Consider the following 26,077-nt stretch of genomic DNA (forward strand, 5'->3'; position numbering starts at 1 on the left):
ACGTCACTTTAAAATCAACTTCCGCACTCTTATGTTTTGATTGCCTTACAACGTGATAACGATCGGGCCTTCCTTCGTCACAATGATCGTATGCTCGTATTGGGCTACCATGCTTTCTTCTGTAAAAAAGGTCCAGTCGTCATCTTCAACTTGGAAAACTTCCTCTTCGAATGTGGAAATGAAAGGCTCGAAGGCGATGACCATGCCCTCTTTCAGAATTTCGTCATCCCAGCGCGAGTAGTAATTGAAGATATGATCCGGTGCTTCGTGGATTGCGCGTCCGACACCGTGTCCGGTCAGGTTTTTGATGACCGTCAAGCCATGGCGTTTCGCCACGTTGTGCACCGCTTTTCCTAAGTTGCTTGTTTTTGCGCCCGGTTTTACCTTCGCAAGTCCGGCGTCGAATGCTTCCTTGGCGACTTCGCAGATTTTCTGCAGCATGACATGCCCCTCACCGACTACAAAGGAAATGCCGGTATCCGCAAAATAGCCGTTTTTGGAACCTGAAACATCGATATTCACTAGGTCCCCTTCTTCAATGATCCGATCGCCCGGAATCCCGTGCGCCACTTCTTCATTCACGCTGATGCACGTATATCCAGGGAAATCGTATTCCCCTTTTGGTGCCGATTGCGCTCCTGCTTTTTCAAAAAGCTCCTTCGCGATATCATCAAGCTCTTTAGTGGTGATGCCGGGTTTCGTGGCTTTCACCATTTCATCGCGTATCGCTCCGCAAATGCCACCAATTTCTTTTAATCCTTTAAAATCCTCTTCCGTCGTTGCAATCATCTTGTATCCTCACTTCTTACAGCATTTTTGATTTCGTTCCAGTTAGATTCTATCACAAACGGAAGGGATATTTCTTCAGCGATACCAAATAAAGCTATCTCTTTTTGGATGGCAAAAATTTTTTAACAATCCATTTTGCACTGAAAAATCCGATCGCCAACGAGCCGAGTAATAGCAGTAGCGAAGGGAGTAACTTATTGAGTCCCTCGCCATAGAAGTAATCGTGAAAGATCTGCATACCTGCGAATAGTATCGCGGCGGAAATGATACTGCCCACCACGTAATAGATAGCCGTAGTCAAGGAGCTGCTCCTATGATGCACGTGCTCATCGGGATTGTTCATGCTCCCTCCCGAATGCGTGAGGTTAGGGCCATCAAACTTATTGTTTGCGCCTTGACCAATATTTACTCTGGAATAGATGGAACTGTCCACATTGCTTTTGTCATCGTACTTTTTCTGATTGTCTCGCGTACTCATTCCTACACCCGCTTTCTTTCAAATACCAAGGTTCAGTTTTTGAGATCCGTTTGCTTCAAATTCATAAGGCTATTGCGTACTTTGGAAATAAGAGCGGTCGTTACAAAGAGAATGACACCAACCTTGTTGAACTGCAGAAACACCTGGAAAATAGCGCCAAAAGAGCCAGTCTTATAATAGCCACTCAGTAAGAGCAATGGAAAAACCGTGGCCATCATTGTGAGGTAATGAACAAAAATTTGCTTGCCGAAACTCAGTTGCTTAATCTCGTATATGATGCTTGCCAGTCCCAAAAACAAGGCCATAAATCCATAAAAAAGAAAAGCCTTGGCATCTGCTGCTCTTCCCTGAAAATTATTCCATGCATACATCGACAACATAACAGCAAAGGGAAGAGTTCCCCTGATTAATCCTTTTAAGAAAAGCTTCATTTTGATCCCCTTTCGTAAGTACCACTTGAATCAATTCACTACTGTCAACTACCCATGACTGAAGTCACGGGCTTGCCTCTCGCCACTGCATGACGAGTGCATTAGCTTCGCTAATACTTTTTAGGTTTACGCCTAACGCTACGCAGTTCAAACGTCCTGCGGACTCCTGAGTAGTTTGAGATCGGTTGGTCTCTCAAAATGTTGGCGTTACTCACTGCCCCATTCTTATTCAACCAGAATGGGGCAGCCCGACAGTTGACTTTGCCGGCAATCCAGCACATTTATGCGCTAGGAATTTGCTTTTTGTTTCTCAAATTTGGGATTCTCTACGCCGCTTACGTATTGTGTCCCAAGTTGTTGAATATTCATTGCGCCAACACGGTCATCGTTTGAGCGGTACCCGCAGGGGCAGTGATATTCGTGATGGTGCTTATCCCGATTGGATTTTTTGATTGTGCCACACTTGGGACAACGTTGACTTGTGTACGCGGCACTTACTTCAACCACCATGGAGCCAACTTTGTTGGCTTTGTAAGTGAGCATTTGCCCGAATTGAAAGAAAGCCCACGATACTTGCTCATAGCGTTGTGCTTTCGCAACTTGTTCCGTGGCGAAACGCACGCCAACCAAATCTTCCAACACAAATACCGTATCGGAACCATATAGGGAGACGAGTGTCTTAGACAGGCAGTGGTTCACATCTGCCATCCAACGGTTCTCTCGACTTTCCATTTTCCGGATACGACGTTTGGAGTTCCTGGTGTTGCGTGCCTGCAAACTGCGGCGCAGTTCTTTGTAGTGCCCGCGCTTTTTCAAGACTACATTTCCGTTGTAGAAAGTGGTTTTGTCTTTTTCGTCATAGGTTGTCACTAACTGACGCAACCCTCTGTCGATTCCGACAACGTGTTTGATGTCTGTCAATTCCATTTCGGCGACTTCTTTTTTTACCGAAATATGCAAGAACCAATGCTTGTCTGACTTGACCAATTTCGCCAAACCAAACGCCCAGGTACCGTCAAGATACTCTTCAAAACCCTTGAGGAAAAAACCGCACTTCACGCGCCCCTTCAGCGTATTGATTGAAAACGTTTTGCCGTTATCGACAATACTCCAATCGCGATTGCGCACCAAATCTGCTTGTGGTCGAGAAAACTGGATAGGGTGCCAGAGCCAATTCAGGTCCTTTTGAACGTGAGTGTACACTGGCTTTCCGGCCCCATCCTTTTTACCGCTGTCATATTTGTTGGAATTGCGACGGAGTTGCGTTTGAACGGTTTTGTATCGGGCCGTAACGGTCCGAAAGGTTGATTGGGTCAATTGGGATTTCAAATGAAACCGCTGGCGAACATCCTGGTACAAAACTTCGTTTAATCTAACGGAATTTAACTGGAAATTGTGGTTAAAAACATAATCAGATACGTAATTGCATGCCTGCCTATACTGTTCGCAGACTTCTTGAAACGCCAATGCGTCTTTAGGGTCCGAGAGCTTCAACTTTGTTTTGATCGTGAGACTTAGTTCCACGGCATTCACCCTCCTTCAATAACCCTATTATACTAAAATCGTCAGTGAAAGTACATCAAAAAGAGAACGTATGTTCGAATGAAATAAAAGAGGAAGGAGCTCGGAAATCAAGGAGGATTGTTGGCCCGCTAGGCCAATCGTGTTCTCCTCCCACGACTGAAGTCGCGGGTTTCCGAAAACCAAAAAACCATGAAAAATGAACACACCGACTTGTAGACCGCTATCTCTTTTTGAAGAAATAACGGACGATCCAACCCAGAATAGCGATAATAGCTAGTGCGCTTACTAACGTCCACCCAGCATCGAAAACCTCAATCATGGCCCTTACCCCCTTCGTGTTTCATTCCTTCCGCAAATTGGTTGAGTTAATTAACTAACAAAAGAATGCTTGTTAAATGAAGAACAGGTAACCCGATTCACACTGTCCATTTGAATCAACCAAATAAAACCATCACATACTGGATCAACAGCGTTGCGAACAGGACAATTGCCGTAAAAACAAAGACATTCCAGCGCCGACCCTCTTTCTTTTTTGATTCCTCAACGCCGAGTACGCTCATGAACAATCCCAAAAAGAATAAAGTGATGTTCTGGTAAGTAAAGTCCTCTGTCCACAGGCTGTACACACTCATGATAAGCACCACTGCACCAAAAGTGATCTTCAAAATTTTTGTGTTTTGCATTCGGTTCTCCTCTCTGAATAGCGCACAGGACTCCATAAAATGTTTTATCACTGCTCAGCCTTCTTCTCGATGTAAACGTTCCGGACAACAACCAAAAGAAATAGAAAGATCAAAAAAAGGATTACTTCAACTATGGAAGTCGGCCAATTTCCAGGAATCCATCTGACTATCAACATGAGAATCATATAGAAGAGTACTGATTTATTATTTTTTGATTTATACTCCGGAATTTTACGTTTGACTGCATACGCCACTAAGTAGGAAATTATTACTCCTGATACAATCAAAATCAAAAACAGAATAGCGTTCTCTTTCACGTTATCAAAGTTCAAAAAAGTGTTGCATACCAAACTTATAAGAATCAGCCCGATATAGTTTATGAAATCATTAACCAATACAAACCGATCCATTTTAGCCACCATTCCTCCCCTTTGCTGAAAATTGCAGAACTTAATTTTTATCTAGAACCACTTCTACTTCCTCCCTGACCTCGAGAGAGTTTTTTTCATATACAAATTCAACGTAAATTGTTTCTCCCACTTCAATCTGCTCAATTTTCAGCACGGGACCAATTAATTCCCCGTCAAACGGCGATGTCCTAGTGTCGAGGACGCCATACTGATTTTCTCCAACATTAAGGGAGTAAATCAGATTCTTCTTGCTGTCATAGATTTTTATGCCTGCACCACTGACCACTTCCGCTTCGTTGTCCAATGTTTCAATTCCGTAAAGTTGAAAAGTGGGTTGCACATAAGCTTCGGTCCCGTTTGAAACCAAAATAAAATTTTCCAGCGCAACGTCTTTGGTACGAGCATCAAATGAGAAAACTTCCAGTTTCTCATTACTTGAGCACGCGGCCAGTAGCGCCATGCTTATGAAAGTTATAAATATTTTCTTCATTGTTACCTCCCGGGATCCTGAATGCTTACATGATTCTTTGCCTTTTATAATAGAGCGTTTTTATATTTGGTCTTAGTGGATGTGGGATTCTTTTCAAGAACTTGTATCATCTATTTGATAAGAAATGGCACTATTCGTCAGCGCTCCCATTTCCTCTACACTTAAAACATCTTTTGTTTTGTATATTTTCTTGTCTATACAAACAATAGGCAAGATATCCATTCCATGCGTCTCTATTAAATTCCAAACATCTTTATTTTCTTTAAATTCTTTTTGCGAATGTATTAAAGAATACAGAAAATAATTATTGGAATCTTTAAATAAGTCTTTGTACATGCTTAGCGAACGCATTATTTCAATAGCTACTTCCACTTTTTCAGACTGTACGTTCATTTTGTCAAACACATAATATTCAATATTCATAATGAACCTCCCAATGCAACTCTGCCAACACGAATAGTATCCGTCGTTTATTTTCAGATGATGTTATCCAAGCATCGGGAAGAAAATAAATCAGTTATAACGCAATAATTGACTATAGAAGTACTACCGATTATCTTCAACATATCTATGATACTGCTAATCCATTTTTTTTGCGAGAATTTCATAATATGTCAGCCCTCAAAATATAAGTAATTTGTTGATCTTTATTTAATCGTAGTTAGGCGTCCTGGAAATACAGAGTGCTTTTTAAGCTAGATATTAGGTATTATGCTAATCTATTCACATACCAAATAAAAAATAGGAGCTGACATAACAATATGGATTATAAAAAACAATTAATGCAACCGTTCTACGACTTCCCCGAGTATAACGACCTTACCGAAGATTATCTGTGGCCAGTTGAAGTAAAGTATTATGACCAATCAACAATTGAATTTCACCTTCCAAAATCGGACATAATAGAAGCTATGTATTCAATCGAACAACGATTAGAAGATGAGTCAAATGAACCATTTAAGATAGGTGACCGTTCTATTGCAAAGGAAAATTTAAATTACATCTCTTTTGAAGGCCGAACGTATGCTTTTGCTAAAGAGTAAATAACTAAATAATATGTCAGAAATCTATAAACAGAAGAACAAATCCGCTAAAGCAATTTGCTGCTTCTTTGCCTGCTCGACTACATATCTGACCGAAACATTCAGTATTCGTAGAAACTTTTTTCCCAATCAGCATAGCAATCCATCGTATGCATAAGACGAATCGCTTGATAGAGTTCTTTTTGGTCCTGATAAGTGGACTCATCTGTTCTGAAGAAACAATCGTCGCCATTAGAAAAGCAGAAAAAAGCTTGGATGGTCTCATGCAGTTCCGATCCGGGCAGGATTTCTTGACTGAAGGGATCGGAATGAAGCCGCCCCGCTCCGATCACGACTACCGGTATTTTTCGGGCGATTTTTTGCAAAGACTCCCGATACTCCTTTTGAGCCACAATGCGGAACTGAGAGGGATAGATGAATAACGCAGCGGCATCTTTTAAGGTGCTCTGAAACAGCGAATCGTTTATCAACTCTTGTGATCTGATGGATTCATAGTAGAAGAACGCACTTTGAATGTTGTTCTTTTTTCCGAGCGTTGCTACTTTGAGCCGTCTATCTGTTCGGGCCATTTTGGATTTTCTTTTAAAAAATAAAACTGGCAGGAAAAACGTAAAAACAAAAACAGCACACAGAATATAAGAAATCATTTCGCCTCCTCGCCTCCTTTCAAGTTTTGATGCGAATACATTCAACTTACGCCAAAACTAATGAATAGACTAGCAACCAGTGGTTTACATGGCCGCACTTTATCAGGTTCTACGCCATCCGCAACCAATAAGTGCGGATATGCACGCATTCGTTTCTAGAAAAAGAACGCTGTCTACGCTATCATGGAGGAAAGTATTCTAAAGGGGTGCAAAATAATGTTATTAGGAGAACGATTGAGAGAAACCCGCCAAAAGAAAGGCGTATCACAAAGTACAGTTGCTGAACATCTGAATATCAGCCGTCAGTCCATTTCCAAATGGGAAAACAACAGCAGTTATCCGGACCTGGACAATCTCGTGCGATTGAGTGAATATTACGAAGTCACTGTTGATGACCTTTTGAAAGAGAATCAGGGATTAAAAAAAAAAATAGAAGAAAACAACGAGAAGATTAAAGACTCCCAAAAGAAGTTGGCCTATATCCAGGCGAATGGTGAGCGGGATGAAGGATTAGTCCTGCTGATGCTTAATCTTCTCAGTTGTTTGATCGCTCCCTTAGGTTTGTTTATCACTCCAATTATCCTGAAAAGAAACAAAGCAACAAACACCTTCTATAAACTGGTGTTTGTTGCGGGAGTGATCAGTCTCTTGGTCAACGCATTTGGTTTATATGCGCACTTAGGCAATCTATTCCACTGGGGCGGACCCTCCAGCGTGGAGTACATAGGAAATCAATAGGGAATGAAGATGGCATCACTTTTGATAAGCATTCATTGGTTTCATCGCCAGCAACGATTGGTTGCGGCTTGATTTAAATAGGCCTTTACCCGGAACAGCATGGGAGGAGATGATTTCATGGTGGCATTTTGGAGCTTTTTGAACTTAGCAGCACTACTATACTTGATCTATTTACTTATTACGATTGTTAAAAAAATAAAGTAAAGTTATCTGATTGAGGATTTGTAAAATCCAGAACTTGGTATTTTTACTTGTCCCAGCTTGTATAAATTGTGGAAGAAAAAATTGAAAATTTAAATAAATGAATCTACAAATTACTATTTTGAACACTACGCTTGTTTTTTTTGAAGAAACAACTAAATAATAGATGTGCAACGCTAAAGTATGGGGATGCAAACAGCGGATGCTTAGCAAAAGCAGTTTGAAATGAGATAGTGTCCTTAGCAGTCACAAAAAGTGTGTGATTGTAAAAAAAGGAGGTTTCTACATGAATAAGATTGCTTTTAGTTTATTATTTAAGTGCTTCTTTCATAAGAAATTACTATTGGGCAATTGGTGCAGCAGCAACCCTTATCGGGGTAATGGCTCCTGGCATTGGATGGGGACTTGCTTATGCTGCAGTAGCACTCGTTGCTGATTTAGTCAGCTCAAACACTCAAAACGGATATGTCGTTTCCATTAGAAACTATGGAATCTCAGGTGCGTACATGCAATAAGAGGAGGCAGACTGATGACCAACTTTTTAAAATATATAAAAGGAAAGAACTTAGCTCTACTGGTTTTTACAACGTTTTACTTTTTCCTAAGCCGGTTTATGCTTGAAATAGATCGAATTTTTCTTAATACACCAACTGGGGTTTACGTATCCTATACATTTTTCACTTTAACATTCATATTGATTGCACGATCAATTAAAATTGAAAAGCAAGTAAAATTATTCATACTTGTCTTAGGTGTTCTTTTTGGGATACTCATAGGTTTCGCTTTTCTATAACAAAAATTGTAAGCTACGCATTTTTTAATACACTTCTTGTACTCCTTTATAATTCAAAGACCACGTATGTGAAACAACGTGAAAACTATTTTCAGTATAATAATTACACAGGATTTGTAAAATCTAGAACTTGGTATTTTTACTTATCCCAGCCTATATAAATTGTGGAAGAAATAATAAAAAGTTAGAAGGTGGTAACAATGGACGCGATAAAAAATTTTCTTTTAGCCTTTCTACCATTCGTTGCTATTTATCTAGGTGCATTATCAGTTGTAAGGAATGATATCAAAAAATTAGAGAAAAAAATAAGCGACTTGGAAGAAAAAATTGAAAACTTAAATAAATGAATCTACAAAATTATTATTTTGAACACTATGCTTATTTTTTGAAGAAAAAGCTAAATTATAAATGTGCAATGCTAAAGTATGGTGATGCAAACAGCGGTTGCTTAGCAAAAGCAACGCAAAAAAATGTGATTTACGCTACCAATACGAATAAAGAAGAACCAGATATAATGAAAAATAGATCCGTTGGTACTAGTAAATCTGTGTTCGTAGCGGGAGACTTTGTAGGATATGTCGCAGCTGGAGTTGTGATATATCCTAAATGACATTCTGCTGTAGGAAGGATTGGTGGAGCATGGCAAATAAATACCTAGTATTATTGTTATTAGGAATATTGTGTTATTTTTTAGTAAGTTTTCTCTACTTTTTCATCATTGAATAAATCTCTTTCCAATAACTATCCGGCGAACCATGGTATCTATTAAGAATAGAGGTGTCACGATATGAAAAAAATCACATTTCTCATACTGGGGCTATTGCTGCTGTATGGGTGTGGGGGAACGAGCGAAACAGTTGCGAACCCTGCTGAAGAAGCGCTGAACTCCCTCCATATTTCAGCGTCAGACTATAATCTAAGCAGCACTTCCCAACCATTTTTCGTAATTACGATTGAAAATTCTTCGGACCAGGATTTCGTAAATGCAAATTTTTATCTCTCCATTCACAACGAAGGGGATGAAGTTTCTCCAAATCCTTTTTATCTGCTTCCTACAGAACAAAGAATAACTATTCCTTCAAGAGAAACAGTTACTGTAAATTTTGAAATCCCTTTTGGTTTTCTTGATGAGAATGCTATACAGGAATTTGAGGGAATGGGCAGACTAATTGCTTTTATCCAGGCAGATGGCTACATAAAAAATAAAGAAAAGGATAATTACTATTCTTTCGGTGAAAGTGTGGAGTATAAGACTTACTAGTGTTCTGATGAGCTATTATTCAAGGCGAAAAATAGTATAAATCAATCAGGTAAATAATTTAATTATGGGCGATTTCTTTTTTGAAAAAGATCTTATTAGTTTTTGTTTTGTTTTTTTCTTTCAATTTATTTAAAACTGGATAGGCGCAGGCAAGCCCAGCAGCTGACATAGTGTCTTACGACTTAGAAAAAGGTGGAACCCAAGAGTTTATAACTTCGGATTCCGAAGGCTACACTATACATATAGTGGTGGAAGAGCTCCCTGGTATATCCCTTTTCTCCATGAACAATGGAAGCTATAAGATTTCTGGAAGCACAAAGTCGGATTTTGGGAGGCAAGCTACTATGTCAGTGTACTAAATGAAAATATCACTCGGGCATTTTTCCCAAATGCTACCGCAATAACCGTATCTTTTTCAAGTACTCGTCTAACTCTGGATAGTAGCAAGCAGGCAACCTTTCATGTGGCTTGGAAAGCAAGTTTTTTAAATAGTAGTATCTACTTGCGTTCTATAATTAGTAACGGGTTATTACTAATTACGTATTAGTCATCCTAAATATTCTACAGTAGTAGTTACTCCCCAACCAAACATAGTGCTGAGAAAACCGTACACTCCCCAAAAATTAATCAACATGCACACTATCGAAGTAACAATCACTCCTCTATGGAAAGTGTTTGTTGCTTTGTTTCTTTTTAGCACAATCGGCGCAATCAGGATTCCTAAAGGTGTGACTAAACAGCCAATGAGAGAAATAATTAATAAAGCCAATCCCTCGTCCCGTTCGTGACCAGACCGGATATGGTCGAGCTTCTGTTGGGAATCCTTAATTTTAAAATTATTCTCGGCTATCTTTGTTTTTAATCCTTGATTTTCCTTCAAGAGGTCATCTATCGAGATTTCATAATACTCACTTAAGCGGACCAGATTATCCAAATCAGGGTAGCTGCTATTATTTTCCCATTTGGATATGGACTGGCGGCTAATATTCAGATGTTCAGCTACTGTACTTTGGGAAAGCCCCTTGTTCTGCCGCGTTTCCTTCAATTTTTCTCCTAGTAACATTCCATACGCTCCTTTAAACCCATTTCCTTCATGATAAGGTATATTGCCCCTTTTTACCAGAAATCGATTAGGCACAAATTAGCAGCCAGCAGTTACTATTGGCACATGCACCTGAAAAGTGCGAAGATGTAAGCCACTGGTTGCTTTTAAATCCCTTCCATTTAGCCTAAAGTAAAGACATAGATAAAAAATATCTATAAATCATGTTATTATACGGAAAGTACATTTTTCGTATAATAACTAGAAAAAGAAAGTAAGAGGTCCTATGAAGAATATAAAGATTATAAAAGCTATCCTCTCCATCACAGTTTTCCTTTTAGGCGCTTATAGTTTACTCACTAAGAATTTTGCCTACCAGAATCTCAGTATGTTCTGTGCGGGTTTGCTAGTAATCACAATCGGTATTGAAGAAAGTAAGAAAGGTAAAAATCGGGGATGGACTCTCCTTTCTTTTGCCGCAGCCTGGATACTAGGACTGGCACTGATTCACTCTACTATTCTATTTTTTACTTCCTGACTTTTGAGCTCCCTTCTGATTTTCTGGATGAAAATACTGTACAGGCATTTGAAGGAATAGATAGACTAAGACTTATCAGTATTCTGATTAGCTATTATTAAAGGAAAAATTCTATTGAGAGCCCTATGACTCAAACGGCGAAAAAGAGCGAAAAGTCTATGATAAAATGACTTTTTGCTCTTTTTTGAATAGCTGACGGTTTAGTCCGGAAAAATGGATTCATGGACCAAAAGCAAGCTCATCATATAAATATATTATTATTTATACATTTTTCATGATACTATTGTAACAAATATCTTGTTTTTGTATGGATGCAAGGACCGCTTGCTTTACTCAGCGCATACTTTCTGGGATAAAAAGAGCATATAAGTGCATGCTACTATTATACTGATAATACTTTGTCATTAAAAAGGAACTCCTCTCAATGGACGATGACAGTTCAAAATATCCTTTTCCAAAGTGGCGGGATGGTTCTTAAGTAATTTCTTTGCAAACAAATTAGAGGTAAGGGGCTGATAGGAAATGAATTTTATTAAAACTAATTTAGTTTCCGTAATTTATTTATTTTTATTTACTACTCTGTTTATGCCTTGGATTTTAGTTCCAGATCCGGCAACACTAACCGTTCAGCCTGTAACGGGTTTACGCTTCTTATCCGATAATGTTCTAATGTTAATCTTTCTGTCCTTAATTATTTTTACCTATGCTTTTTCACTAAAGGTTAAAAGTATAAGAATCCTAATTTTATTAGAGCTTGAACTAATCTTTCTGATAGCGCTTTTTTTATCACCTATCGTTAGTCAAGGATTAGTATTTTTTTCAGGAGTGAAATATGGCTATTTTTTAATCTTAATCCTTCTGATTGGTCTTGCTTTTTATTATTACCTACTCATTACAAAGTATATTCAGAATAAAGAAAATAGTTAGGAAGTCCATTTAGACTGAATTAAAAAACTTATACATACATATGTGGGAGGACATACAATGAGAATTGCAATTTTTATCATTACCACAGTAAAAAGTATTGTGATTGGTTTGTTGCCGATCCTAATGATTCATACAATGGGCGATGAGAACTATTCTGAGAGTTTCTATCTGTCCATTTACATCATGAAGTGCATTTTTTCTTTAATCGCAGTTTGGGGAATAAGCGAAGGCCTTGTGACATTGTTGCATTCATTCGATAGCGATAAGTAAATCAGCAATCAACTCAATTGCCACTTGGTATTTTTGAAATGTAACGCCTTATTTAAATTTTTTTTTTGAGAGGATGTCAGATTATGCAATTCCCCCGAAAAAAACGAAATCGTGGTGCCCTAGACTATCTCAAAAAGAATAAGTACCTTCTTTTCGTATTCATTTACTGCATTGTAGCTGCTTTATTTTCTTCCAGACTCATTTTTGAATACGGCGAAACTAAGTTTTATACAACCTTTTTCCTGGGTGGCTTCCTGCTAATAGTTTTCCTTAAAATCGCTTCTTTGGTAACCTCTTCTGAAAAAGAAAAGTAAAGTGAGGATAACTATGCCCAAAAAAACAAACATATCCATTGCGGTATTGAACCTATACACGATCATTCTAATAGGCATGTTTTTACTTTTTCAAGATCAAAGCAGAGCAGTCTTGTTTATTTTGTTTTTGATGTTTATCAATCTTGCTGTATTTACAGTTATTGTACTGTCTAATAAAAAGGAAATTAGAATTAATTTTATAGTAGGCAAATCCCGGAAAAAGGAAATGGTAGACAGCTTTATTTTAAATGGATCGACTCAATTTCTTGCTGTGATTCTATTTGAAATTTTTTCCTGGATTGTGTTAAAAAATCGTGATATTGCTCAAACAATACATTTATGTATGATTGCTGTTGTCTTACTTGTTCTAAAAATAACCACTTTATCCGTATTGTTGAGGAAAATAATATGAAAAAAATAAACAGCTTGATTATGAGGAAAAGGTTTTTTCTGTTTGTATTACTGTTTTTAACAACCTTTCTAATGAATCTCTTTCTTTGGAACGAAACTACTCAGCTGATACGGCAAATGCCTTTATTGGTTTCTTTGAAGGAAAAAAGCGCCGACGATGTTTATGAGCTTCATTTTCAGCCTTCAGCAGATGAGCATAATGTGATTCAACCGTATTCACAAAGTGAACAGGATCGTATTTTACAGTTTCTGGAAAATAGTTTTTTTGATTCTGATGGAAAACCCAATCTTTATAGTGGTAAACAAAGTTATCTATCTGATTCAAGTGCGAAAATGGACAAAGAGAACTTAACACCTGTCACGAAAGAAATGTTAAATAGCGAAATACGAAAAGATTTTATTGATGCAACGTTCATGAATGACATACTCATTCTCAATATAGAACAATCCGTCACGAATGACATTGAAAAATCTGCCGAAACGTTAGATTTTCGAATCGGATTAAATTCCTTAAATGAAAAATTCCGTGAAGAATTCAATTATTATTTTGGCAACTTCATTTTTGGCCTTGCCTTATCGTTGGTCTTTATGTCTTTTGGACTTTTGATTGTATATTGGATCATCTCTTCCAGCCTTAAAATATTCCAACAGGATATTAGATTACATCGCGTGATGGGGCTGACAAATCGAAAGATAACGAATAATTTCAAGCTTTTACTGATGCTTCCGGTTAATGTCTCTTTTATGGTATTCCTAGTGTTCGCTTATTCCTCAGGTTTCCACATTTTGCCTGTTGATTATCTTTATCTTCTTTTGTTAAACGCTAGCTTACTCATTTTTTCAAATCTGATCATCAAAAAGAAGATGGGGGGGATATTGGATGCTTAGCCTAAAGGACATTACAAAAAAATACAAAGATAAAGTGATATTTCAAAATGCTGATTTTGAGGCTGCTACAGGCGAAATAGTATTGCTTATGGGCCAATCGGGAATTGGCAAGTCCACTTTTCTTGATATTATCGCTGGCATAAAAAGCTTTGATTCGGGAAACTATTATTATCAAAACCAAGAAATCTTTCCAAAAAATGACGAACAAATGAGTGCATTCAGAAATCAAACGATAGGCTATATATTACAAGACTTTGCATTAATAGATGACTACAGTGTTCTGGAAAACATCATTTTGCCTTCATTTTATAATGCAACTATGGATACGGAAGCGGCAAAAGAAAGAGCAATATATTTGTCGGATAAATTTGACTTAACAGAAATTCTCCATAGCAAAGTAAAGAATATTTCTGGCGGTCAAAAACAACGGGTTGCGATAGTCCGAAGTCTGATTTTAGATCCACCCATTATCTTAGCTGACGAACCCACTACGAACTTGGATGCGAAAAATTTTGATTTTGTCATAGAAACTTTCAAAGAAGCGGCACATAAAGGAAAAATAATCATCATTGCAACTCATGATGAACGTATTCTGAATATAGCGGATAAGGTTTACCACGTTGAAAACTATAAATTGATTGTCTGACCGTTTAACGTGTCCTGTATCTGCTCATCCCTACTCTAGTTTTAAATGGTAATCTTGATGATCACAGGGTGGACTCCAGTAATACACTTTTAACAAAAATAATTGATACTGTTTTTATGTCGCTGTTCAGTCTTGTTTATGTTTCGTATGTGTTGAGTTTGTTTATGCTTTACATTCACACGCTCTGATCCCATGTATAAAGGAGAGGCCATGAAAAAAATCTACTTGTTTATGTATACGGCAGCATTCCTTCTCTTCCTTCTATATTTCGTGGTAATACCTCGCCAACCATTGCCTTTCTCAAATAAAGTCCATCTACTTCTGATATTAAGTAGCGCGGCTATGGCATTGGGGGCAATCAAACAAAATAACCGGATCAGTATGTTTTGTGGCATAAGCGTTTTTGTACTTATATGCATGAGTTGGATTGTGCAGATCATGGTTCAGCATTTTTAACATATATAACAGGGAAACTTCCTTTTTGGGGAGCTTCCCTGTTTTTTCATATTTCTTTTATCATTTCCCAAAAATATTTTTCACTGTTCGCTTTACAAAACCAAACACACGTTCGTATAATAGGGACATAGAGATTGGAGACGATTTTTATGTATGAAACGGAATTGGTTTTTGATTATGCGAAGGAACCCAGTCGCGATATCCTTTGCATCGACTGCAAATCCTTCTATGCGAGCGTGGAATGCGTGCGGCGCGGGCTGCATCCGCTCGAAACAAAGTTGGTTGTCATGAGCTATCCCTCAGCCGACCCGAAAGAGCGCGGCAGCGGATTGATCTTGGCTTCCTCCCCGGCCGCCAAAAAGGCGTATGGGATATCGAACATCAGCCGGGCCAGGGACTTGCCCTTCCCCTATCCGCCGGGACTGGTGATTGCAGCGCCACAGATGCGGTTGTACATGCAGAAAAATACTGAAATCAACAACATCTACAAGAAGTATGCGGATGAAGACAATCACCATGTCTATTCAGTTGACGAGAGTTTTGTCGATATCACCGGTACCCAGAAACTTTTCGGGAAAAACTCGGCTTACGAAATGGCCAAACTCATCCAGGCCGACGTATTGCAGACGACCGGCATCTACACAACAATCGGCATCGGCGATAACCCGCTGCTGGCTAAGTTGGCGCTCGATAACGCGGCCAAGCATCAGCCGGATATGATCGCGGAATGGCGTTATCCGGATATACCCGATACCGTCTGGAAAATCCCGGACATGACCGATTTTTGGGGCATCGGCAAACGGACCCAACTGCGGCTCAACCAGTTGGGCATCTCCTCGATCCATGACTTGGCGCACACCAATTACTATTATTTGAAGAGCAAGCTCGGCGTCATCGGCGCGCAGCTGTATGCTCACAGTTGGGGGATCGACCGCAGCTTTCTGGGCGAAAAAGTCAAAGTCAGCTCGAAATCCATCGGCAATTCACAGGTGCTCAACAAGGATTACGTGGTCCGATCGGAAATCGAAATCGTCTTGATCGAAATGGCCGACCAGGTGGCGACACGTCTGCGTAAATCCGGCGCCAAGACCCAGCTTGTGAGTCTGAGCATCGGCTACAGCATCAACTACATCGATCAGCTGGGCCGGACCGGCTTCCATCAGCAGCTGAAAATCCCGCCCACCAACGCATCCAGTGAGTTGGTTACACATATCCTGATGATTTTTGACCAGCATTACAAAGACCAGTCGATCCGGAACGTCGGCGTGGGTGCCGGAAATCTGATCTACACGGATTTTCTGCAGCTGGACCTGTTTCAGGAGCCTGATGAACAAGTAAACGAGCAAAAGAAGGATCTGATTGTCGATTCGATCCGCAAAAAATACGGATTCCGCTCACTCGTGCGGGCAGTCAGCCTATTGGAAGGCGGCCGTGCAATTGCGCGTAGCTCATTGGTGGGAGGACACGCGGGCGGCATGGCCGGATTGGAGGAAGGTGAGGAAAATGCTGAAAGAACCAAGAAAACGGACGGATAAGGTGTTTGAGGACTACAACGACTACCATGACCGCGGCATGATCAAATGGGTAACGGCCTACGCGATGGATGAACTTGTGAAGTCCATCTCTGCAGGAAAAGCGGAAGCCGTGAAGGACATCCCGATCCTCCCGCAGATGAGCCCTGCCGAAATCGATGAAACCTTGGCGGAGGCCTTGAAAAAAAATCACCGTCTCTCGGTCCAACTGAACCAAAAGGATCGCTTCGGGCGCCAAACTGAGTCCATTGAAGGCTTTTTTAAAGGCTATTGCGGCGAGGATGAGATCCTGATCGGCGAAGCATGGGTTCCGCTCGAACTCATCCGCAATGTGCACATTTTGCACAAAGAAAAATGGTCCCGAGTGGCGGTATTCAGACAAAATCAGGACTGATTATACAGAACCTTGCTCACAGGACGATTGTTGTCTTTTTCGAACGGAAGGCTTATACTCAAGAAGAAAGAGAACGCTTTCTTTTCTCTTGAGAAGGGGGATATCGTCATGACTTACATCATCCAGACCAGCGTCCATTCCATTGAGGAATGCAAACGTGCTGTAGAGGAACTGCATAAAAAAGGCTATACGAAAGAGCAGATCACATTGGTGACGAACAATGCCTACCAGGAAGCCATCTTGGAGAATTGGGACCTTCGCGGCGCGGACGGCGCGATTTTTTCCAGCCATTCGTTGCTGGAAAAGGTCAACAATCTGTTCAACCTGAAGCAATACGAACATTTCCAGGAGAAGACCGGGACTTTCCCCGGAGGTACGGACTTTCTTGCCGACCGCATCGCCGCCATCGAGAGCGGCAGCATCGTCATCATCACAAAAGAAGCGGACGAGTAACGGTTTCCTGATCGACTCATCAAACAGCTCTGTAACCCATAGAAAATGAAAGGACTGATGTGATATGCCAAAATTTGTGGCAGGTTCGTACCCGACCGTTGAAGCTGTGGAGGCAACCATTAAAACACTCCTCGAAAAAGGGCACAAACAAACCGATCTCCTGTTGGTCACCAACGCTTCGGACAAAAAAGAGCGGCTGACAAAAGAAACCGGCATTGAAGTCATCACCGAAACCGGACAGGATGAGAACTTCGATTGGAAGGAACTCGCCCCGCTCTACCCGTCCTTCGATGAGGAGGCCCTTTATGAACCATCCCCCCAGCATCCTTATCCGCAGTTGTCCTCGGAACAGGAAGAAGAACAGGGACGCAAGATGCAGGGATACTTCTCCGAACTGGAGGAAGGGAATATTTTGATCATCGTCAGCGAGGGTTAAAATAGATTTGTTCATCACTAAAAATGACCGTACTCTTATTCAGAGTACGGCCATTTTTCATTCTTCAAAAAAAGAGAGGCTCTTTTTTGCAAAGCAAGGGTGCTCACCATACTAGTACCGCTTGCACCACTAGGTAGAGAAATATATGAGCACAGCTATAAGAACAAATACATTAATAGATGAAATAATAGTGAGGTATCCACATGAAATCTTGAATAATATTGCTGGAATCTTCTCTCTCCACTGCATCACAATATACAAAGAAAGAATAGCCGCCAAAGGAATGAACATTGAAATGAAGTTCAGAAAAATAACAAAGAAATTTGTCAATCGATCATTTTTGACTGCTTCATTCTGGATTATTGGGTGCTCATCGGAATGAGGCTCCGGATCGTTTGCATCAAAAATAGTTAACAGATCAGAACCGTAGATATCGGTAAGCAATTTTATGGAATGAATGTCTGGGGTTGTTCTACCAGTTTCCCAGTTTGATATTGTTTGTCTAGAGACGTGAAGCTTTACAGCTAAATCTTCTTGCGTATAATGATGCTCTTTTCTTAATTTTTTCAGAATGTGGTTCATACCCGTAACTACCTCCGTATGCATTGATATACAAGCACTTGCAAAAGAAATTTGACAAGCAAAATTGCGCTTTTGTCAAAGAGTTTTGATAGATAATGAAGCAAAATAGCTTCATACTAATTGTAACAAACAAAAGGAGTGGTAGAAATGGAAATAAAAAAATAGTAGTATTATCTTCAATACTGTCTTTGTTAGGGACCATGGTTGTCCCTACTGCACAAGCATTCGCTAGCCAAACTCAATCTGAATCTTCATTCCAAGAAAATGAAGGTTACTTTTTGGATGGCAGGAATCAGCACTTTATGACCGTAGTCGATACTATTAGGAGCAATGGTAACAGTGCCCTTGCGGATGATCTATATTCATTTTTCAATGGTAAAATTGTGACTTCCCAAAATAGAGACCAGTTGGTTCTTGAATTTGAGGACTATTATAATCGTAGACCACAGACCCGCGCTGCCATGAGCACAGTATTAGCGACCATTGCAGCAGCTATGGCTGTGACTAGAGGGACGTATGAAGCTGGATACTACGCTGCCAGGCAGTTACATACAAGAGGGATGCTAACAAAAGAACAATATAAGCCAAATGGCGGTTGGTGGATGGCAGGAATTGCAGTCGCATTTGGAATTCCCGCTTCATTAGGTTTCGATGACTATATGTACAATAGGTAAGGAGGGATAAAATGGAGTTATTACGCTCTGCTCTGGGCTTTTTCCTAAGTAATGCTGATATTTTAGCAATCATACTTCTTTCGATCGCTGTGATTAGATTAAGCATTGACAGTACCACTCAGGAAAAAGAAATTAAAGATCTAAAGGTACAGATCGAGAATATCAAGAAAACTAAGTAACTCGACTTTCGCACTTGAAAGATCTATCTAATCCATTGATATATCAAGGTTTGTTTTAAAACCCTCAATATCAAAAATATACGCAAAAAGACACCTCTACTTTGTAAAATGCAGTTAGCACACAACACATACGAAAGAGGGATGTCTTATGACGAATATTTTACCAGAAAATCAAATTAATCAGGAATTAAATTCTTTTGTTCATCCATTTTTTCGCGAACAGAAACTGGGAACGTTACCGATTCAATCCAATCTCTGTAAAGAAGCAAGCATCTCACCGGTAATGCTGAGCCAGAATGTCATTACCCAGAATATGCTCCTCAGCATCCAACAGCCACATCGTCACCACTACCTTGTCCCCGCCACCCCTACCGATTGATTTACGGATTTTGGCATTGACGGACATGATCGCATTTTTATCCCGCAGCGGCATCAGGTTCATCACTCCAAAGTCATAGCCGTCGATGGTGCCTCTGACTTTGATGCTTCCCCAAGGTCCACTGATTTGTTTTGTGTCCGGGACTTCAATATGATAGGTCCACGCACCTTTGCCGGATACATATTTGAGTTCCAGTTCTTTGTTGTCCACTATTTTCTCTTCCAAAGTCTTTTTCCCCTTCCATTATGAGCGGTGAAGATTGAACGGAATTTCGAAATGATTCGATTCAAAAAAGAAGCAGGAGAACCGTTGGACGGTTTTTCCTGCTTCTTTGTATAAGTTATATTAACTTACAGCACATGGCGATACCTACTTATAGCTGCTTCCTTCCGGATCTGACTCAATTCATAAGATCGCCATTGCCATAAGGCCTTTCGGCATTTCTTATCATACCATAGCCAAAAATAAAAAGCTAGCCTTTATTTTCTTCCTGCATGTGTTCGCGGAGATGCTTGCGGCTGTTTTCCTTACGTTCTTTGCGCAGCGCCCGGAAAAAATCCTGCAGCAGCGTCCGGCATTCTTCCTCCAGCACACCTCGTTCGACCTCGCTCTGATGGTTAAAACGTTCATCCTGGAGCAGGTTCATCAGCGTACCAGCCGTCCCGCCTTTCAGGTCGGATGCACCATAATAGACTTTCTTGATCCGCGACAACAGGATCGCGCCGCAGCACATCGGGCAAGGCTCCAAGGTCACATAGAGCTCCGCTTCCTCGAGCCGCCAATTCTTCTTGAATGCATTGGCCTCCCTGATCGCTGTCATTTCCGCATGCGTCGTCGCATCATTCGTCACTTCGCGTTCATTGTGGCCGCGCCCGATGATTTCACCTTTCCAGACGATCACCGCTCCGATCGGCACTTCCCCTATGGCCGCAGCCTTTTCCGCCTCCTTGATGGCTTCCCGCATGTACTGTTCCTTCAACTCATCCATCTTCCCATACCTCGTCCCTTATGCTTCTTCAATCTCAGCAAGTGACATTTCACTTGCTTGTTTTTTCTTCAGTAAGGCCTCATGCATCATAATCATAACAAATAAGATGACGCCCAGATAGAGGGGGAACAAGGAAACAGTGATATGGTCGGCGATCAGGCCGAATACGGGCGGCATCACCAAAATCCCCACATAAGCGGCTGCCATCTGAACACCGATGATTGCCTGTGAGCGATCGGCACCGAACAATTCAGGAGTGGAATGGATGATGCACGGATAAATAGGTGCACAGCCCAGTCCGACTAGCACAAGACCCAGCAACGCAGTCGTTTCGCCGAACGGCAGCATCAAAGCAGACACGCCTGCCACTATCAAAACTTGTCCCAAACGGATCATGGCGGCATCATTGAACCGCATGGTCAGAAAACCGCTGATTGCCCGTCCCACGGTAATCCCGATAAAGAAAAGACTCGCAAAGCCGGCAGCCGTTTCCGCGGATACGCCTTTATGCAGGACAAGATAGCTGCTTGCCCAAAGCGCTGCCGTCTGCTCCAAGGCACAGTAGCAGAAGAAAGTGATCATGATCTCTTTCGCTCCAGGAATTCTGATGATCTGCTGCAAAGAGAGGGCCTTCCCATGCGTTCCTTGTTCCTTGCCTTCCTTTTCAGAAAAATCCGCACGCTTCTTTCCCCAAAGCGGCAAGCTGAACAAGAGCACGGCTGTCAAGGCGACTTGAACAATAGCGATATAATTGTAGCCCATGTTCCAACGATTTCCACCGTTCAAAGCGTATGCCAACACATACGGTCCCAGCGACGCACCGACTCCCCACATACAGTGAAGCCAGCTCATGTGCCGGCTGGAATAATGCAAAGCAACGTAATTATTCAGCGATGCATCCACTCCGCCGGCACCCAGCCCATACGGAATGGCCCATAAACATAGCGACCAAAAGGACTGACTCATGGAGAAACCAAACAAAGCGGTCGCGGTCAAAGCAACACTCACAGCAGTTACTTTGCCTGTCCCGAACCTGCGCGTAAGGCGGTCACTTTGCAAGCTGGACACAATGGTTCCCACCGCGATGATCATTGAAATACCCCCAGCATAAGAAACCGGCACACCGAATTCCCTGTACATCGTCGGCCAAGCGGAACCCAACAATGCATCAGGCAGGCCTAAACTGATAAAAGCAAGATAAATGATTGCCAAAAGTAAACTGAACATCTTTTTGTGTAGCCTCCTTGTCTCTTTGATTCCAATCTCCATTTTACCTTAAAAGAAAATAATTAGACATTATCTTTACATTGAAAATCCCTCATTGTCTGACGATGGCCAGTTTCCTATTTTTTTCGCGCAAATAAGCGATAATAGTGCTAAAATAGATAAAAAGGCCTTGCAAACGACAGGCTATCCCGAAAAATGAGGTGACGGTTTGAATCAAAACGAACTCCAACAATTATTCCCGGAAGCAAAAATCACAACTGCGCCCAGTCTCGGGCCAGCTTACTTCACCCTGCCTTTCCAGAGCCGTTGGGTACATATCCCAGAACACACGCTGAATGGCCGCGAAAAAGCACTTTTGAAGCAATTGCTGCTCAACGAGGACCAGACATCCGAAATTCCGCAAAATCCTTGGGCACAGTTTTTGTTGGGCCATAAAACCGACATACCCTCTGGACTAGCGCAGACCCAATTGCTCCAGTTCAGCCTTTCCTATCGGGAAGAGGATGCGGGTTCTTTCGATCAAGCACTGTGGCTCGATGCTTTCAGCCAGACATTGCCACTTGTCCGCGATTGCTTCTTTTTGAATAGCAAAAGCGGCGTATTCATCCTCGATAGCCCGGAGCCTTACTGCATCGATGAAGAACTAGCGGCGGTGCTCGATATTCTGGATGATGACTTCAGCCTGCGCACAACCCTTTACCTCGGCCAAAGGTGGCCTGTCGATGCCCGCTTGCCGCTCCTTTTCGAAGAGGAGAGGAAAATCTTTGCGGCCAGCCGAACAATCGCTAAAGGCAACAAGATCACAACGCTTGCCGCAATCGCGCTCCCTTACTTCATCTCAGATTCAGGAAACCAAAATCCAGTCCTACAAGCCTTGCAGACCACGATTGGGTCTAGCGACAGCACTGACGAACTGATCACAGCCATGTGGCGGAACCAAGGAAACCTGTCGAAAGCGGCTGCTGACCTTTACCTACACCGCAATACGCTTCAGTATCGGATTGATCGCTTTTTCGATGCGACCGGCTTGTCCTTGAAGAACATGGATGACCTGGCCTTGGCATATCTCGCCATTACTGCGGTCGCGGGGATACCCAACAACTAAAAAACGGCTATCCCACATCGGGACAGCCGTTTTTCCTTTTTAAAGCACGTTACTTGCCGGAAAAATGTCGATTAGATCTCCATGGAGAAGCGACTAGGATACCGTGGCTCCGGTCGTCCGATTCTTCCTATTTATCGGACATCTGTCAGAATACCGCACAAAAAAAAGGATTGTCTGCAGATGAGACAATCCTTGCTTCAACATTCTTATCTATGCAACTTATCGCCTACGCTGTCTTTTACATCGCCGGCCTTGTCCTTAAAATCAGAGAATAGGTCCATTGCTGACTCTTTCCAATCGCCTGCTCTGTCGACAACGCGCAAGAATCCATCGATTTCATCATCCGTCAAATCCTCGATTGCCTTCAAAAACTTTTGGCTGCCCTTGAGATGGTCCTTCACAAAATTTTTCATGCGCTGACGGTTCAAGTAGGAGCCGATTTTGTCCACTGCTTCTTCCTCATATGCCAAAGCTGCTGCAATTGCCGCAATCGCTGCTGTAGCACCCAAACCGATCAACAATGCTTTTTTAGAATTCTTCATCTTGTTTGTTCCCTCCTCTAACTTCTGTACCTGTATTTTAGCACAAACGGTAGCGATAGCCGAACAATAACCCTGCCTGCCAAATGTGGACACGCCACTTTTAGGAATTTACGGGAATTTTTTTGTCTTTGTTTTCCTGCTTAGCGGGCTTCACTGCAATCCGGATCGTGCCTTTTTGGGCGCCGATCGTAACGGTGTCGCCGAATTTGATCAAGCCGCTCAGCATTTCTTCACTCAACTTATCTTCGATCTCTTTTTGGATCGCGCGTCTGATCGGACGTGCACCATATTCCGGATCGAATCCAGCTTTTGCGATGACATCGATGGCTGCAGGCGTGATGCGCACATGGATATCGAGATCCTTCAGACGTTTCACGATGCTGTTCGCCATCAATTTAACGATTTCATGCAATTCGTCCTTCTCCAATGAGTGGAAGACGATCGTTTCGTCGATACGGTTCAGGAACTCCGGACGGAAACTGTTCTTCAATTCTTCACGGATACGTTTCTCCATCGCCTTATAGTCATGCTTGAGGTTCTTCGCCGCGAATCCGACTGACTTCTCATCACGTAAAGCTGTTGCCCCTAAATTGGAGGTCATGATCAAGATCGTATTGCGGAAATCAACTTTCCGACCTTTTGAATCAGTCAGATGACCGTCATCGAGCACTTGCAGGAGGATATTGAAGACGTCCGGGTGGGCTTTTTCCACCTCATCAAGAAGAATGACCGAGTACGGTTTTTGACGGATTTTCTCTGTCAATTGACCGCCTTCATCATAGCCGACATAGCCGGGTGGAGAGCCGATCAGACGACTTGTGCTGTATTTTTCCATGTATTCGGACATATCCAAACGAACCAAGGAGTCTTCTGTCCCGAACATTGCTTCCGCCAACGTTTTCGCAAGCTCTGTTTTGCCGACTCCAGTAGGGCCCAGGAACAGGAAGGACCCGATTGGACGGTTTGGATCCTTCAAACCGGAACGTGCGCGTCTGATGGCGCGAGCCACCGCACTGACCGCCTCGGATTGCCCAATGACGCGTTCATGCAACACTTTTTCCAGCCTCATCAAACGATCGCTTTCCTTCTGCTCCATCTGGTTGACAGGAATCCCGGTCCACAAAGCCACGACTTCAGCTACATCATTTTCGGTTACTTTCAGGTCGTAGTGCGTGATTGTTTGGGCTTGTTGTTCCACCATTTTTTGGAATTTCTGCTTCTTCGTCATTTCACGTTTGCGGATGCGGGCAGCTTTATCAAAATCCTGGTTCAGGATCGCTTCTTCTTTGTCTTTCGACAACTTCGCAATTTCCATCTCCAGTTTTCCGATCGGTGTATCCCCGTGTGTGACATCCAAACGGACTTTCGCGGCCGATTCATCAATCAGATCAATCGCTTTATCCGGCAATCGTCTGGAAGTGATGTAGCGCACCGATAGCTGGACCGCTGCTTTCAAGGCCTCATCCGTGATTTCCACGCCATGGTGCTCCTCATAACGGGAACGCAAGCCACGCATGATTTCAACCGATTCCTCAGGTGTAGGCTCATCGATATGGATAGGTGCGAAACGTCTTTCCAGCGCCGCATCCTTTTCGATATATTTTTGGTACTCATCTAGGGTGGTGGCACCGATCGTCTGCAATTCGCCCCTTGCCAATGCCGGTTTCAGGATGTTGGAAGCATCGATCGCCCCTTCCGCTCCGCCTGCACCGATCAAGGTGTGCAACTCATCGATGAAGAGGATGACATTGCCGTCATTGTAGATTTCATCAATGATTTTTTTCATTCTTTCCTCGAATTCACCGCGGTATTTCGTACCCGCTACCAGCGAACCCATATCCAACATCATGATGCGCTTGTTTGCCAATGTGTCCGGAACATCGCCGGCTACGATTTTCTGTGCCAAACCTTCCACGATGGCGGTCTTGCCGACTCCCGGTTCCCCTACCAAAACAGGATTGTTCTTCGTTCTGCGGGAAACGATTTGCATGATACGACGGACTTCCTTGTCGCGTCCAACGATCGGATCCATCCGGTTTTCACGCGCCAAGTCAGTCAGATTGCGGGCCAAGGAATCCAACGTCGGCGTCCCTTCTTCCACTTTATCCGTCTTTTTGGCTGAACGCATATCCGGTTTGGTTGGTTGTTTGATGCCCAGTTTCTCATAGAGAGACTTACGCAACAAATTCGGATCGATCTGCAGATTTTTGATGATTTTGACTGCAAGAATTTCTTCTTTCAATAAGCCCAACAAAAGGTGTTCGGTTCCTACCAAGGGAACTCCTAATTTGTGTGCTTCGTTTGTCGCATACATAATGACTTTTTTTGCCCGAGGAGAAAATGGCAACGGTGCATTGAAGTCTTCCGCATTCATTTGACCGAAACCGGTCAGATGAACAATCTCTTCGCGGACTCCTTCCTCATCAATATCGTAGCCACGCAACACTTTTCCGGCAATGCCTTCTTGTTCCCGGACTAATCCGAGAAGCATATGTTCCGTTCCGATGGATTGATGCTTAAATTTGTGCGCTTCTTCTGTTGCCAACAACAATACTTGGCTGGCTTTTTCTGTAAATAATTCATCCATTTTTAACGCCTCCTCTACG

34 protein-coding genes, 1 other RNA gene and 1 pseudogene are annotated in these 26,077 nt (G+C 42.0%); 20 read left to right on the top strand and 16 right to left on the bottom strand.

All coding sequences use genetic code 11. From position 1 onward, the window contains the following. Window positions 1–45 precede the first annotated feature (45 nt). The 7 genes from map to ACKPCD_RS01335 all read right to left on the bottom strand — a co-directional run bounded on the left by map (window position 46) and on the right by ACKPCD_RS01335 (window position 5,228). Window positions 46–789, bottom strand: a complete 744-nt coding sequence (gene map, locus ACKPCD_RS01305; protein ID WP_321433756.1) for a type I methionyl aminopeptidase — start codon at window positions 787–789, stop codon at window positions 46–48. Between the two features lie 94 nt (window positions 790–883). Continuing rightward, entirely contained in the window at window positions 884–1,267 is a 384-nt protein-coding gene (locus ACKPCD_RS01310; RefSeq protein ID WP_321433757.1) for a hypothetical protein, read from the bottom strand. Window positions 1,268–1,299: 32 nt separating this feature from the next. Further along, window positions 1,300–1,698: a DUF3021 family protein gene (locus ACKPCD_RS01315; protein ID WP_321433758.1), complete on the bottom strand. Its 399-nt coding sequence runs from the start codon at window positions 1,696–1,698 to the stop codon at window positions 1,300–1,302. Between the two features lie 288 nt (window positions 1,699–1,986). Beyond that, window positions 1,987–3,222, bottom strand: coding sequence for an RNA-guided endonuclease TnpB family protein (locus tag ACKPCD_RS01320; RefSeq protein ID WP_321433759.1), 1,236 nt, complete (start codon window positions 3,220–3,222; stop codon window positions 1,987–1,989). A gap of 434 nt (window positions 3,223–3,656) precedes the next feature. After that, window positions 3,657–3,905, bottom strand: coding sequence for a hypothetical protein (locus ACKPCD_RS01325; protein ID WP_321433760.1), 249 nt, complete (start codon window positions 3,903–3,905; stop codon window positions 3,657–3,659). A gap of 450 nt (window positions 3,906–4,355) precedes the next feature. Next, window positions 4,356–4,805 carry a hypothetical protein gene (locus tag ACKPCD_RS01330; RefSeq protein WP_321433761.1) on the bottom strand — a complete coding sequence of 150 codons (450 nt, stop codon included), beginning with the start codon at window positions 4,803–4,805 and terminating at the stop codon, window positions 4,356–4,358. A gap of 93 nt (window positions 4,806–4,898) precedes the next feature. Continuing rightward, window positions 4,899–5,228 carry an arsenic metallochaperone ArsD family protein gene (locus ACKPCD_RS01335; RefSeq protein ID WP_321433762.1) on the bottom strand — a complete coding sequence of 110 codons (330 nt, stop codon included), beginning with the start codon at window positions 5,226–5,228 and terminating at the stop codon, window positions 4,899–4,901. A gap of 338 nt (window positions 5,229–5,566) precedes the next feature. On the opposite strand from ACKPCD_RS01335, the gene ACKPCD_RS01340 reads away from it, so the two are divergent. Beyond that, complete coding sequence (locus tag ACKPCD_RS01340) at window positions 5,567–5,848, top strand: hypothetical protein (RefSeq protein ID WP_321433763.1); 282 nt, start codon at window positions 5,567–5,569, stop codon at window positions 5,846–5,848. Between the two features lie 101 nt (window positions 5,849–5,949). On the opposite strand, the gene ACKPCD_RS01345 is transcribed toward ACKPCD_RS01340, so the two are convergent. Continuing rightward, complete coding sequence (locus ACKPCD_RS01345; RefSeq protein WP_321433764.1) at window positions 5,950–6,417, bottom strand: hypothetical protein; 468 nt, start codon at window positions 6,415–6,417, stop codon at window positions 5,950–5,952. A gap of 294 nt (window positions 6,418–6,711) precedes the next feature. Between ACKPCD_RS01345 and ACKPCD_RS01350 the strand changes: the two genes are divergently transcribed. The 6 genes and pseudogenes from ACKPCD_RS01350 to ACKPCD_RS01375 form a co-directional block, all read left to right on the top strand. Next, window positions 6,712–7,233 (top strand): helix-turn-helix domain-containing protein, encoded by a 522-nt coding sequence (locus ACKPCD_RS01350; RefSeq protein ID WP_321433765.1) that lies wholly within the window; start codon window positions 6,712–6,714, stop codon window positions 7,231–7,233. A gap of 1,194 nt (window positions 7,234–8,427) precedes the next feature. Further along, window positions 8,428–8,574 (top strand): hypothetical protein, encoded by a 147-nt coding sequence (locus ACKPCD_RS01355; RefSeq protein ID WP_321433766.1) that lies wholly within the window; start codon window positions 8,428–8,430, stop codon window positions 8,572–8,574. Continuing rightward, on the top strand, window positions 8,571–8,837 hold the full coding sequence (locus ACKPCD_RS01360; protein ID WP_321433767.1) for a hypothetical protein: 267 nt from the start codon (window positions 8,571–8,573) through the stop codon (window positions 8,835–8,837). The genes ACKPCD_RS01355 and ACKPCD_RS01360 overlap by 4 nt, the downstream gene beginning before the upstream one ends. 177 nt (window positions 8,838–9,014) lie before the next feature. Next, complete coding sequence (locus tag ACKPCD_RS01365) at window positions 9,015–9,488, top strand: hypothetical protein (RefSeq protein WP_321433768.1); 474 nt, start codon at window positions 9,015–9,017, stop codon at window positions 9,486–9,488. Between the two features lie 170 nt (window positions 9,489–9,658). Continuing rightward, window positions 9,659–9,847, top strand: coding sequence for a DUF5626 family protein (locus ACKPCD_RS01370; RefSeq protein ID WP_407702676.1), 189 nt, complete (start codon window positions 9,659–9,661; stop codon window positions 9,845–9,847). Next, window positions 9,820–10,035, top strand: a pseudogene (locus ACKPCD_RS01375) (DUF5626 family protein); the annotation flags it as partial. The gene ACKPCD_RS01370 and the pseudogene ACKPCD_RS01375, both read left to right, overlap by 28 nt. Here the strand turns inward: ACKPCD_RS01375 and ACKPCD_RS01380 are convergent. Beyond that, window positions 10,036–10,551, bottom strand: coding sequence for a helix-turn-helix domain-containing protein (locus tag ACKPCD_RS01380; protein ID WP_321433769.1), 516 nt, complete (start codon window positions 10,549–10,551; stop codon window positions 10,036–10,038). 265 nt (window positions 10,552–10,816) lie between these two features. Between ACKPCD_RS01380 and ACKPCD_RS01385 the strand changes: the two genes are divergently transcribed. The 10 genes from ACKPCD_RS01385 (at window position 10,817) to ACKPCD_RS01430 (ending at window position 17,795) form a co-directional block, all read left to right on the top strand. Next, complete coding sequence (locus tag ACKPCD_RS01385; protein ID WP_321433770.1) at window positions 10,817–11,068, top strand: hypothetical protein; 252 nt, start codon at window positions 10,817–10,819, stop codon at window positions 11,066–11,068. Window positions 11,069–11,590: 522 nt separating this feature from the next. Then, a complete protein-coding gene (locus ACKPCD_RS01390) occupies window positions 11,591–11,995 on the top strand; it encodes a hypothetical protein (protein WP_321433771.1) in 405 nt (134 codons plus the stop codon). A gap of 57 nt (window positions 11,996–12,052) precedes the next feature. After that, on the top strand, window positions 12,053–12,265 hold the full coding sequence (locus tag ACKPCD_RS01395; protein WP_321433772.1) for a hypothetical protein: 213 nt from the start codon (window positions 12,053–12,055) through the stop codon (window positions 12,263–12,265). 327 nt (window positions 12,266–12,592) lie between these two features. Next, on the top strand, window positions 12,593–12,991 hold the full coding sequence (locus ACKPCD_RS01400; RefSeq protein WP_086630018.1) for a hypothetical protein: 399 nt from the start codon (window positions 12,593–12,595) through the stop codon (window positions 12,989–12,991). Then, entirely contained in the window at window positions 12,988–13,878 is an 891-nt protein-coding gene (locus ACKPCD_RS01405) for a hypothetical protein (protein ID WP_321433773.1), read from the top strand. The genes ACKPCD_RS01400 and ACKPCD_RS01405 overlap by 4 nt, the downstream gene beginning before the upstream one ends. After that, the gene (locus tag ACKPCD_RS01410) at window positions 13,871–14,524 is read left to right on the top strand and encodes an ABC transporter ATP-binding protein (RefSeq protein WP_321433774.1); all 654 of its coding nucleotides are present in this window, start codon (window positions 13,871–13,873) and stop codon (window positions 14,522–14,524) included. The genes ACKPCD_RS01405 and ACKPCD_RS01410 overlap by 8 nt, the downstream gene beginning before the upstream one ends. A gap of 605 nt (window positions 14,525–15,129) precedes the next feature. Then, window positions 15,130–16,515: a Y-family DNA polymerase gene (locus ACKPCD_RS01415; protein WP_321433775.1), complete on the top strand. Its 1,386-nt coding sequence runs from the start codon at window positions 15,130–15,132 to the stop codon at window positions 16,513–16,515. Beyond that, a complete protein-coding gene (locus ACKPCD_RS01420) occupies window positions 16,484–16,906 on the top strand; it encodes a hypothetical protein (protein ID WP_068562206.1) in 423 nt (140 codons plus the stop codon). The genes ACKPCD_RS01415 and ACKPCD_RS01420 overlap by 32 nt, the downstream gene beginning before the upstream one ends. Before the next feature lie 108 nt (window positions 16,907–17,014). After that, window positions 17,015–17,359 (top strand): general stress protein, encoded by a 345-nt coding sequence (locus ACKPCD_RS01425; RefSeq protein WP_086989544.1) that lies wholly within the window; start codon window positions 17,015–17,017, stop codon window positions 17,357–17,359. A gap of 64 nt (window positions 17,360–17,423) precedes the next feature. Next, window positions 17,424–17,795 (top strand): general stress protein, encoded by a 372-nt coding sequence (locus tag ACKPCD_RS01430; RefSeq protein ID WP_321433776.1) that lies wholly within the window; start codon window positions 17,424–17,426, stop codon window positions 17,793–17,795. Window positions 17,796–17,924: 129 nt separating this feature from the next. Here the strand turns inward: ACKPCD_RS01430 and ACKPCD_RS01435 are convergent, their stop codons facing one another. Next, a complete protein-coding gene (locus ACKPCD_RS01435) occupies window positions 17,925–18,377 on the bottom strand; it encodes a helix-turn-helix transcriptional regulator (RefSeq protein WP_245734410.1) in 453 nt (150 codons plus the stop codon). 95 nt (window positions 18,378–18,472) lie between these two features. On the opposite strand from ACKPCD_RS01435, the gene ACKPCD_RS01440 reads away from it, so the two are divergent. Both ACKPCD_RS01440 and ACKPCD_RS01445 read left to right on the top strand, forming a co-directional pair. Further along, window positions 18,473–19,051 (top strand): hypothetical protein, encoded by a 579-nt coding sequence (locus ACKPCD_RS01440; RefSeq protein WP_321433777.1) that lies wholly within the window; start codon window positions 18,473–18,475, stop codon window positions 19,049–19,051. 11 nt (window positions 19,052–19,062) lie between these two features. Then, window positions 19,063–19,230, top strand: coding sequence for a hypothetical protein (locus tag ACKPCD_RS01445; RefSeq protein ID WP_177187563.1), 168 nt, complete (start codon window positions 19,063–19,065; stop codon window positions 19,228–19,230). 274 nt (window positions 19,231–19,504) lie between these two features. Here the strand turns inward: ACKPCD_RS01445 and ACKPCD_RS01450 are convergent, their stop codons facing one another. The 4 genes from ACKPCD_RS01450 to ACKPCD_RS01465 all read right to left on the bottom strand — a co-directional run bounded on the left by ACKPCD_RS01450 (window position 19,505) and on the right by ACKPCD_RS01465 (window position 21,824). Next, the gene (locus ACKPCD_RS01450) at window positions 19,505–19,834 is read right to left on the bottom strand and encodes a DUF1905 domain-containing protein (RefSeq protein WP_321433778.1); all 330 of its coding nucleotides are present in this window, start codon (window positions 19,832–19,834) and stop codon (window positions 19,505–19,507) included. 119 nt (window positions 19,835–19,953) lie between these two features. Next, window positions 19,954–20,040, bottom strand: an RNA gene (ffs, locus tag ACKPCD_RS01455) — signal recognition particle sRNA small type. A 41-nt stretch (window positions 20,041–20,081) separates the two neighbouring features. Beyond that, window positions 20,082–20,597 (bottom strand): tRNA adenosine(34) deaminase TadA, encoded by a 516-nt coding sequence (tadA, locus tag ACKPCD_RS01460; protein WP_276646741.1) that lies wholly within the window; start codon window positions 20,595–20,597, stop codon window positions 20,082–20,084. An 18-nt stretch (window positions 20,598–20,615) separates the two neighbouring features. Then, window positions 20,616–21,824: an MFS transporter gene (locus ACKPCD_RS01465; RefSeq protein WP_321433779.1), complete on the bottom strand. Its 1,209-nt coding sequence runs from the start codon at window positions 21,822–21,824 to the stop codon at window positions 20,616–20,618. A gap of 208 nt (window positions 21,825–22,032) precedes the next feature. Between ACKPCD_RS01465 and ACKPCD_RS01470 the strand changes: the two genes are divergently transcribed. Next, complete coding sequence (locus ACKPCD_RS01470) at window positions 22,033–22,929, top strand: PucR family transcriptional regulator (RefSeq protein ID WP_321433780.1); 897 nt, start codon at window positions 22,033–22,035, stop codon at window positions 22,927–22,929. A gap of 206 nt (window positions 22,930–23,135) precedes the next feature. On the opposite strand, the gene ACKPCD_RS01475 is transcribed toward ACKPCD_RS01470, so the two are convergent. Further along, window positions 23,136–23,471 carry a hypothetical protein gene (locus ACKPCD_RS01475; protein WP_068562199.1) on the bottom strand — a complete coding sequence of 112 codons (336 nt, stop codon included), beginning with the start codon at window positions 23,469–23,471 and terminating at the stop codon, window positions 23,136–23,138. Window positions 23,472–23,571: 100 nt separating this feature from the next. Next, window positions 23,572–26,058 (bottom strand): ATP-dependent Clp protease ATP-binding subunit, encoded by a 2,487-nt coding sequence (locus ACKPCD_RS01480; protein WP_321433781.1) that lies wholly within the window; start codon window positions 26,056–26,058, stop codon window positions 23,572–23,574. Window positions 26,059–26,077 lie beyond the last annotated feature (19 nt).

It is taken from the genome of Trichococcus flocculiformis (genome assembly GCF_963662535.1).
Classification (GTDB): domain Bacteria; phylum Bacillota; class Bacilli; order Lactobacillales; family Aerococcaceae; genus Trichococcus; species Trichococcus flocculiformis.

Coding starts and splice junctions, on each gene's coding strand:
- map (WP_321433756.1), bottom strand. CDS start 789: ATGATTGCAACGACGGAAGAGGATTTTAAAGGATTAAAAGAAATTGGT.
- ACKPCD_RS01310 (WP_321433757.1), bottom strand. CDS start 1,267: ATGAGTACGCGAGACAATCAGAAAAAGTACGATGACAAAAGCAATGTG.
- ACKPCD_RS01315 (WP_321433758.1), bottom strand. CDS start 1,698: ATGAAGCTTTTCTTAAAAGGATTAATCAGGGGAACTCTTCCCTTTGCT.
- ACKPCD_RS01325 (WP_321433760.1), bottom strand. CDS start 3,905: ATGCAAAACACAAAAATTTTGAAGATCACTTTTGGTGCAGTGGTGCTT.
- ACKPCD_RS01330 (WP_321433761.1), bottom strand. CDS start 4,805: ATGAAGAAAATATTTATAACTTTCATAAGCATGGCGCTACTGGCCGCG.
- ACKPCD_RS01335 (WP_321433762.1), bottom strand. CDS start 5,228: ATGAATATTGAATATTATGTGTTTGACAAAATGAACGTACAGTCTGAA.
- ACKPCD_RS01340 (WP_321433763.1), top strand. CDS start 5,567: ATGGATTATAAAAAACAATTAATGCAACCGTTCTACGACTTCCCCGAG.
- ACKPCD_RS01345 (WP_321433764.1), bottom strand. CDS start 6,417: ATGGCCCGAACAGATAGACGGCTCAAAGTAGCAACGCTCGGAAAAAAG.
- ACKPCD_RS01350 (WP_321433765.1), top strand. CDS start 6,712: ATGTTATTAGGAGAACGATTGAGAGAAACCCGCCAAAAGAAAGGCGTA.
- ACKPCD_RS01355 (WP_321433766.1), top strand. CDS start 8,428: ATGGACGCGATAAAAAATTTTCTTTTAGCCTTTCTACCATTCGTTGCT.
- ACKPCD_RS01360 (WP_321433767.1), top strand. CDS start 8,571: ATGAATCTACAAAATTATTATTTTGAACACTATGCTTATTTTTTGAAG.
- ACKPCD_RS01365 (WP_321433768.1), top strand. CDS start 9,015: ATGAAAAAAATCACATTTCTCATACTGGGGCTATTGCTGCTGTATGGG.
- ACKPCD_RS01380 (WP_321433769.1), bottom strand. CDS start 10,551: ATGTTACTAGGAGAAAAATTGAAGGAAACGCGGCAGAACAAGGGGCTT.
- ACKPCD_RS01385 (WP_321433770.1), top strand. CDS start 10,817: ATGAAGAATATAAAGATTATAAAAGCTATCCTCTCCATCACAGTTTTC.
- ACKPCD_RS01390 (WP_321433771.1), top strand. CDS start 11,591: ATGAATTTTATTAAAACTAATTTAGTTTCCGTAATTTATTTATTTTTA.
- ACKPCD_RS01395 (WP_321433772.1), top strand. CDS start 12,053: ATGAGAATTGCAATTTTTATCATTACCACAGTAAAAAGTATTGTGATT.
- ACKPCD_RS01400 (WP_086630018.1), top strand. CDS start 12,593: ATGCCCAAAAAAACAAACATATCCATTGCGGTATTGAACCTATACACG.
- ACKPCD_RS01405 (WP_321433773.1), top strand. CDS start 12,988: ATGAAAAAAATAAACAGCTTGATTATGAGGAAAAGGTTTTTTCTGTTT.
- ACKPCD_RS01410 (WP_321433774.1), top strand. CDS start 13,871: ATGCTTAGCCTAAAGGACATTACAAAAAAATACAAAGATAAAGTGATA.
- ACKPCD_RS01415 (WP_321433775.1), top strand. CDS start 15,130: ATGTATGAAACGGAATTGGTTTTTGATTATGCGAAGGAACCCAGTCGC.
- ACKPCD_RS01420 (WP_068562206.1), top strand. CDS start 16,484: ATGCTGAAAGAACCAAGAAAACGGACGGATAAGGTGTTTGAGGACTAC.
- ACKPCD_RS01425 (WP_086989544.1), top strand. CDS start 17,015: ATGACTTACATCATCCAGACCAGCGTCCATTCCATTGAGGAATGCAAA.
- ACKPCD_RS01430 (WP_321433776.1), top strand. CDS start 17,424: ATGCCAAAATTTGTGGCAGGTTCGTACCCGACCGTTGAAGCTGTGGAG.
- ACKPCD_RS01435 (WP_245734410.1), bottom strand. CDS start 18,377: ATGAACCACATTCTGAAAAAATTAAGAAAAGAGCATCATTATACGCAA.
- ACKPCD_RS01440 (WP_321433777.1), top strand. CDS start 18,473: ATGAAGCAAAATAGCTTCATACTAATTGTAACAAACAAAAGGAGTGGT.
- ACKPCD_RS01445 (WP_177187563.1), top strand. CDS start 19,063: ATGGAGTTATTACGCTCTGCTCTGGGCTTTTTCCTAAGTAATGCTGAT.
- tadA (WP_276646741.1), bottom strand. CDS start 20,597: ATGGATGAGTTGAAGGAACAGTACATGCGGGAAGCCATCAAGGAGGCG.
- ACKPCD_RS01465 (WP_321433779.1), bottom strand. CDS start 21,824: ATGTTCAGTTTACTTTTGGCAATCATTTATCTTGCTTTTATCAGTTTA.
- ACKPCD_RS01475 (WP_068562199.1), bottom strand. CDS start 23,471: ATGAAGAATTCTAAAAAAGCATTGTTGATCGGTTTGGGTGCTACAGCA.
- ACKPCD_RS01480 (WP_321433781.1), bottom strand. CDS start 26,058: ATGGATGAATTATTTACAGAAAAAGCCAGCCAAGTATTGTTGTTGGCA.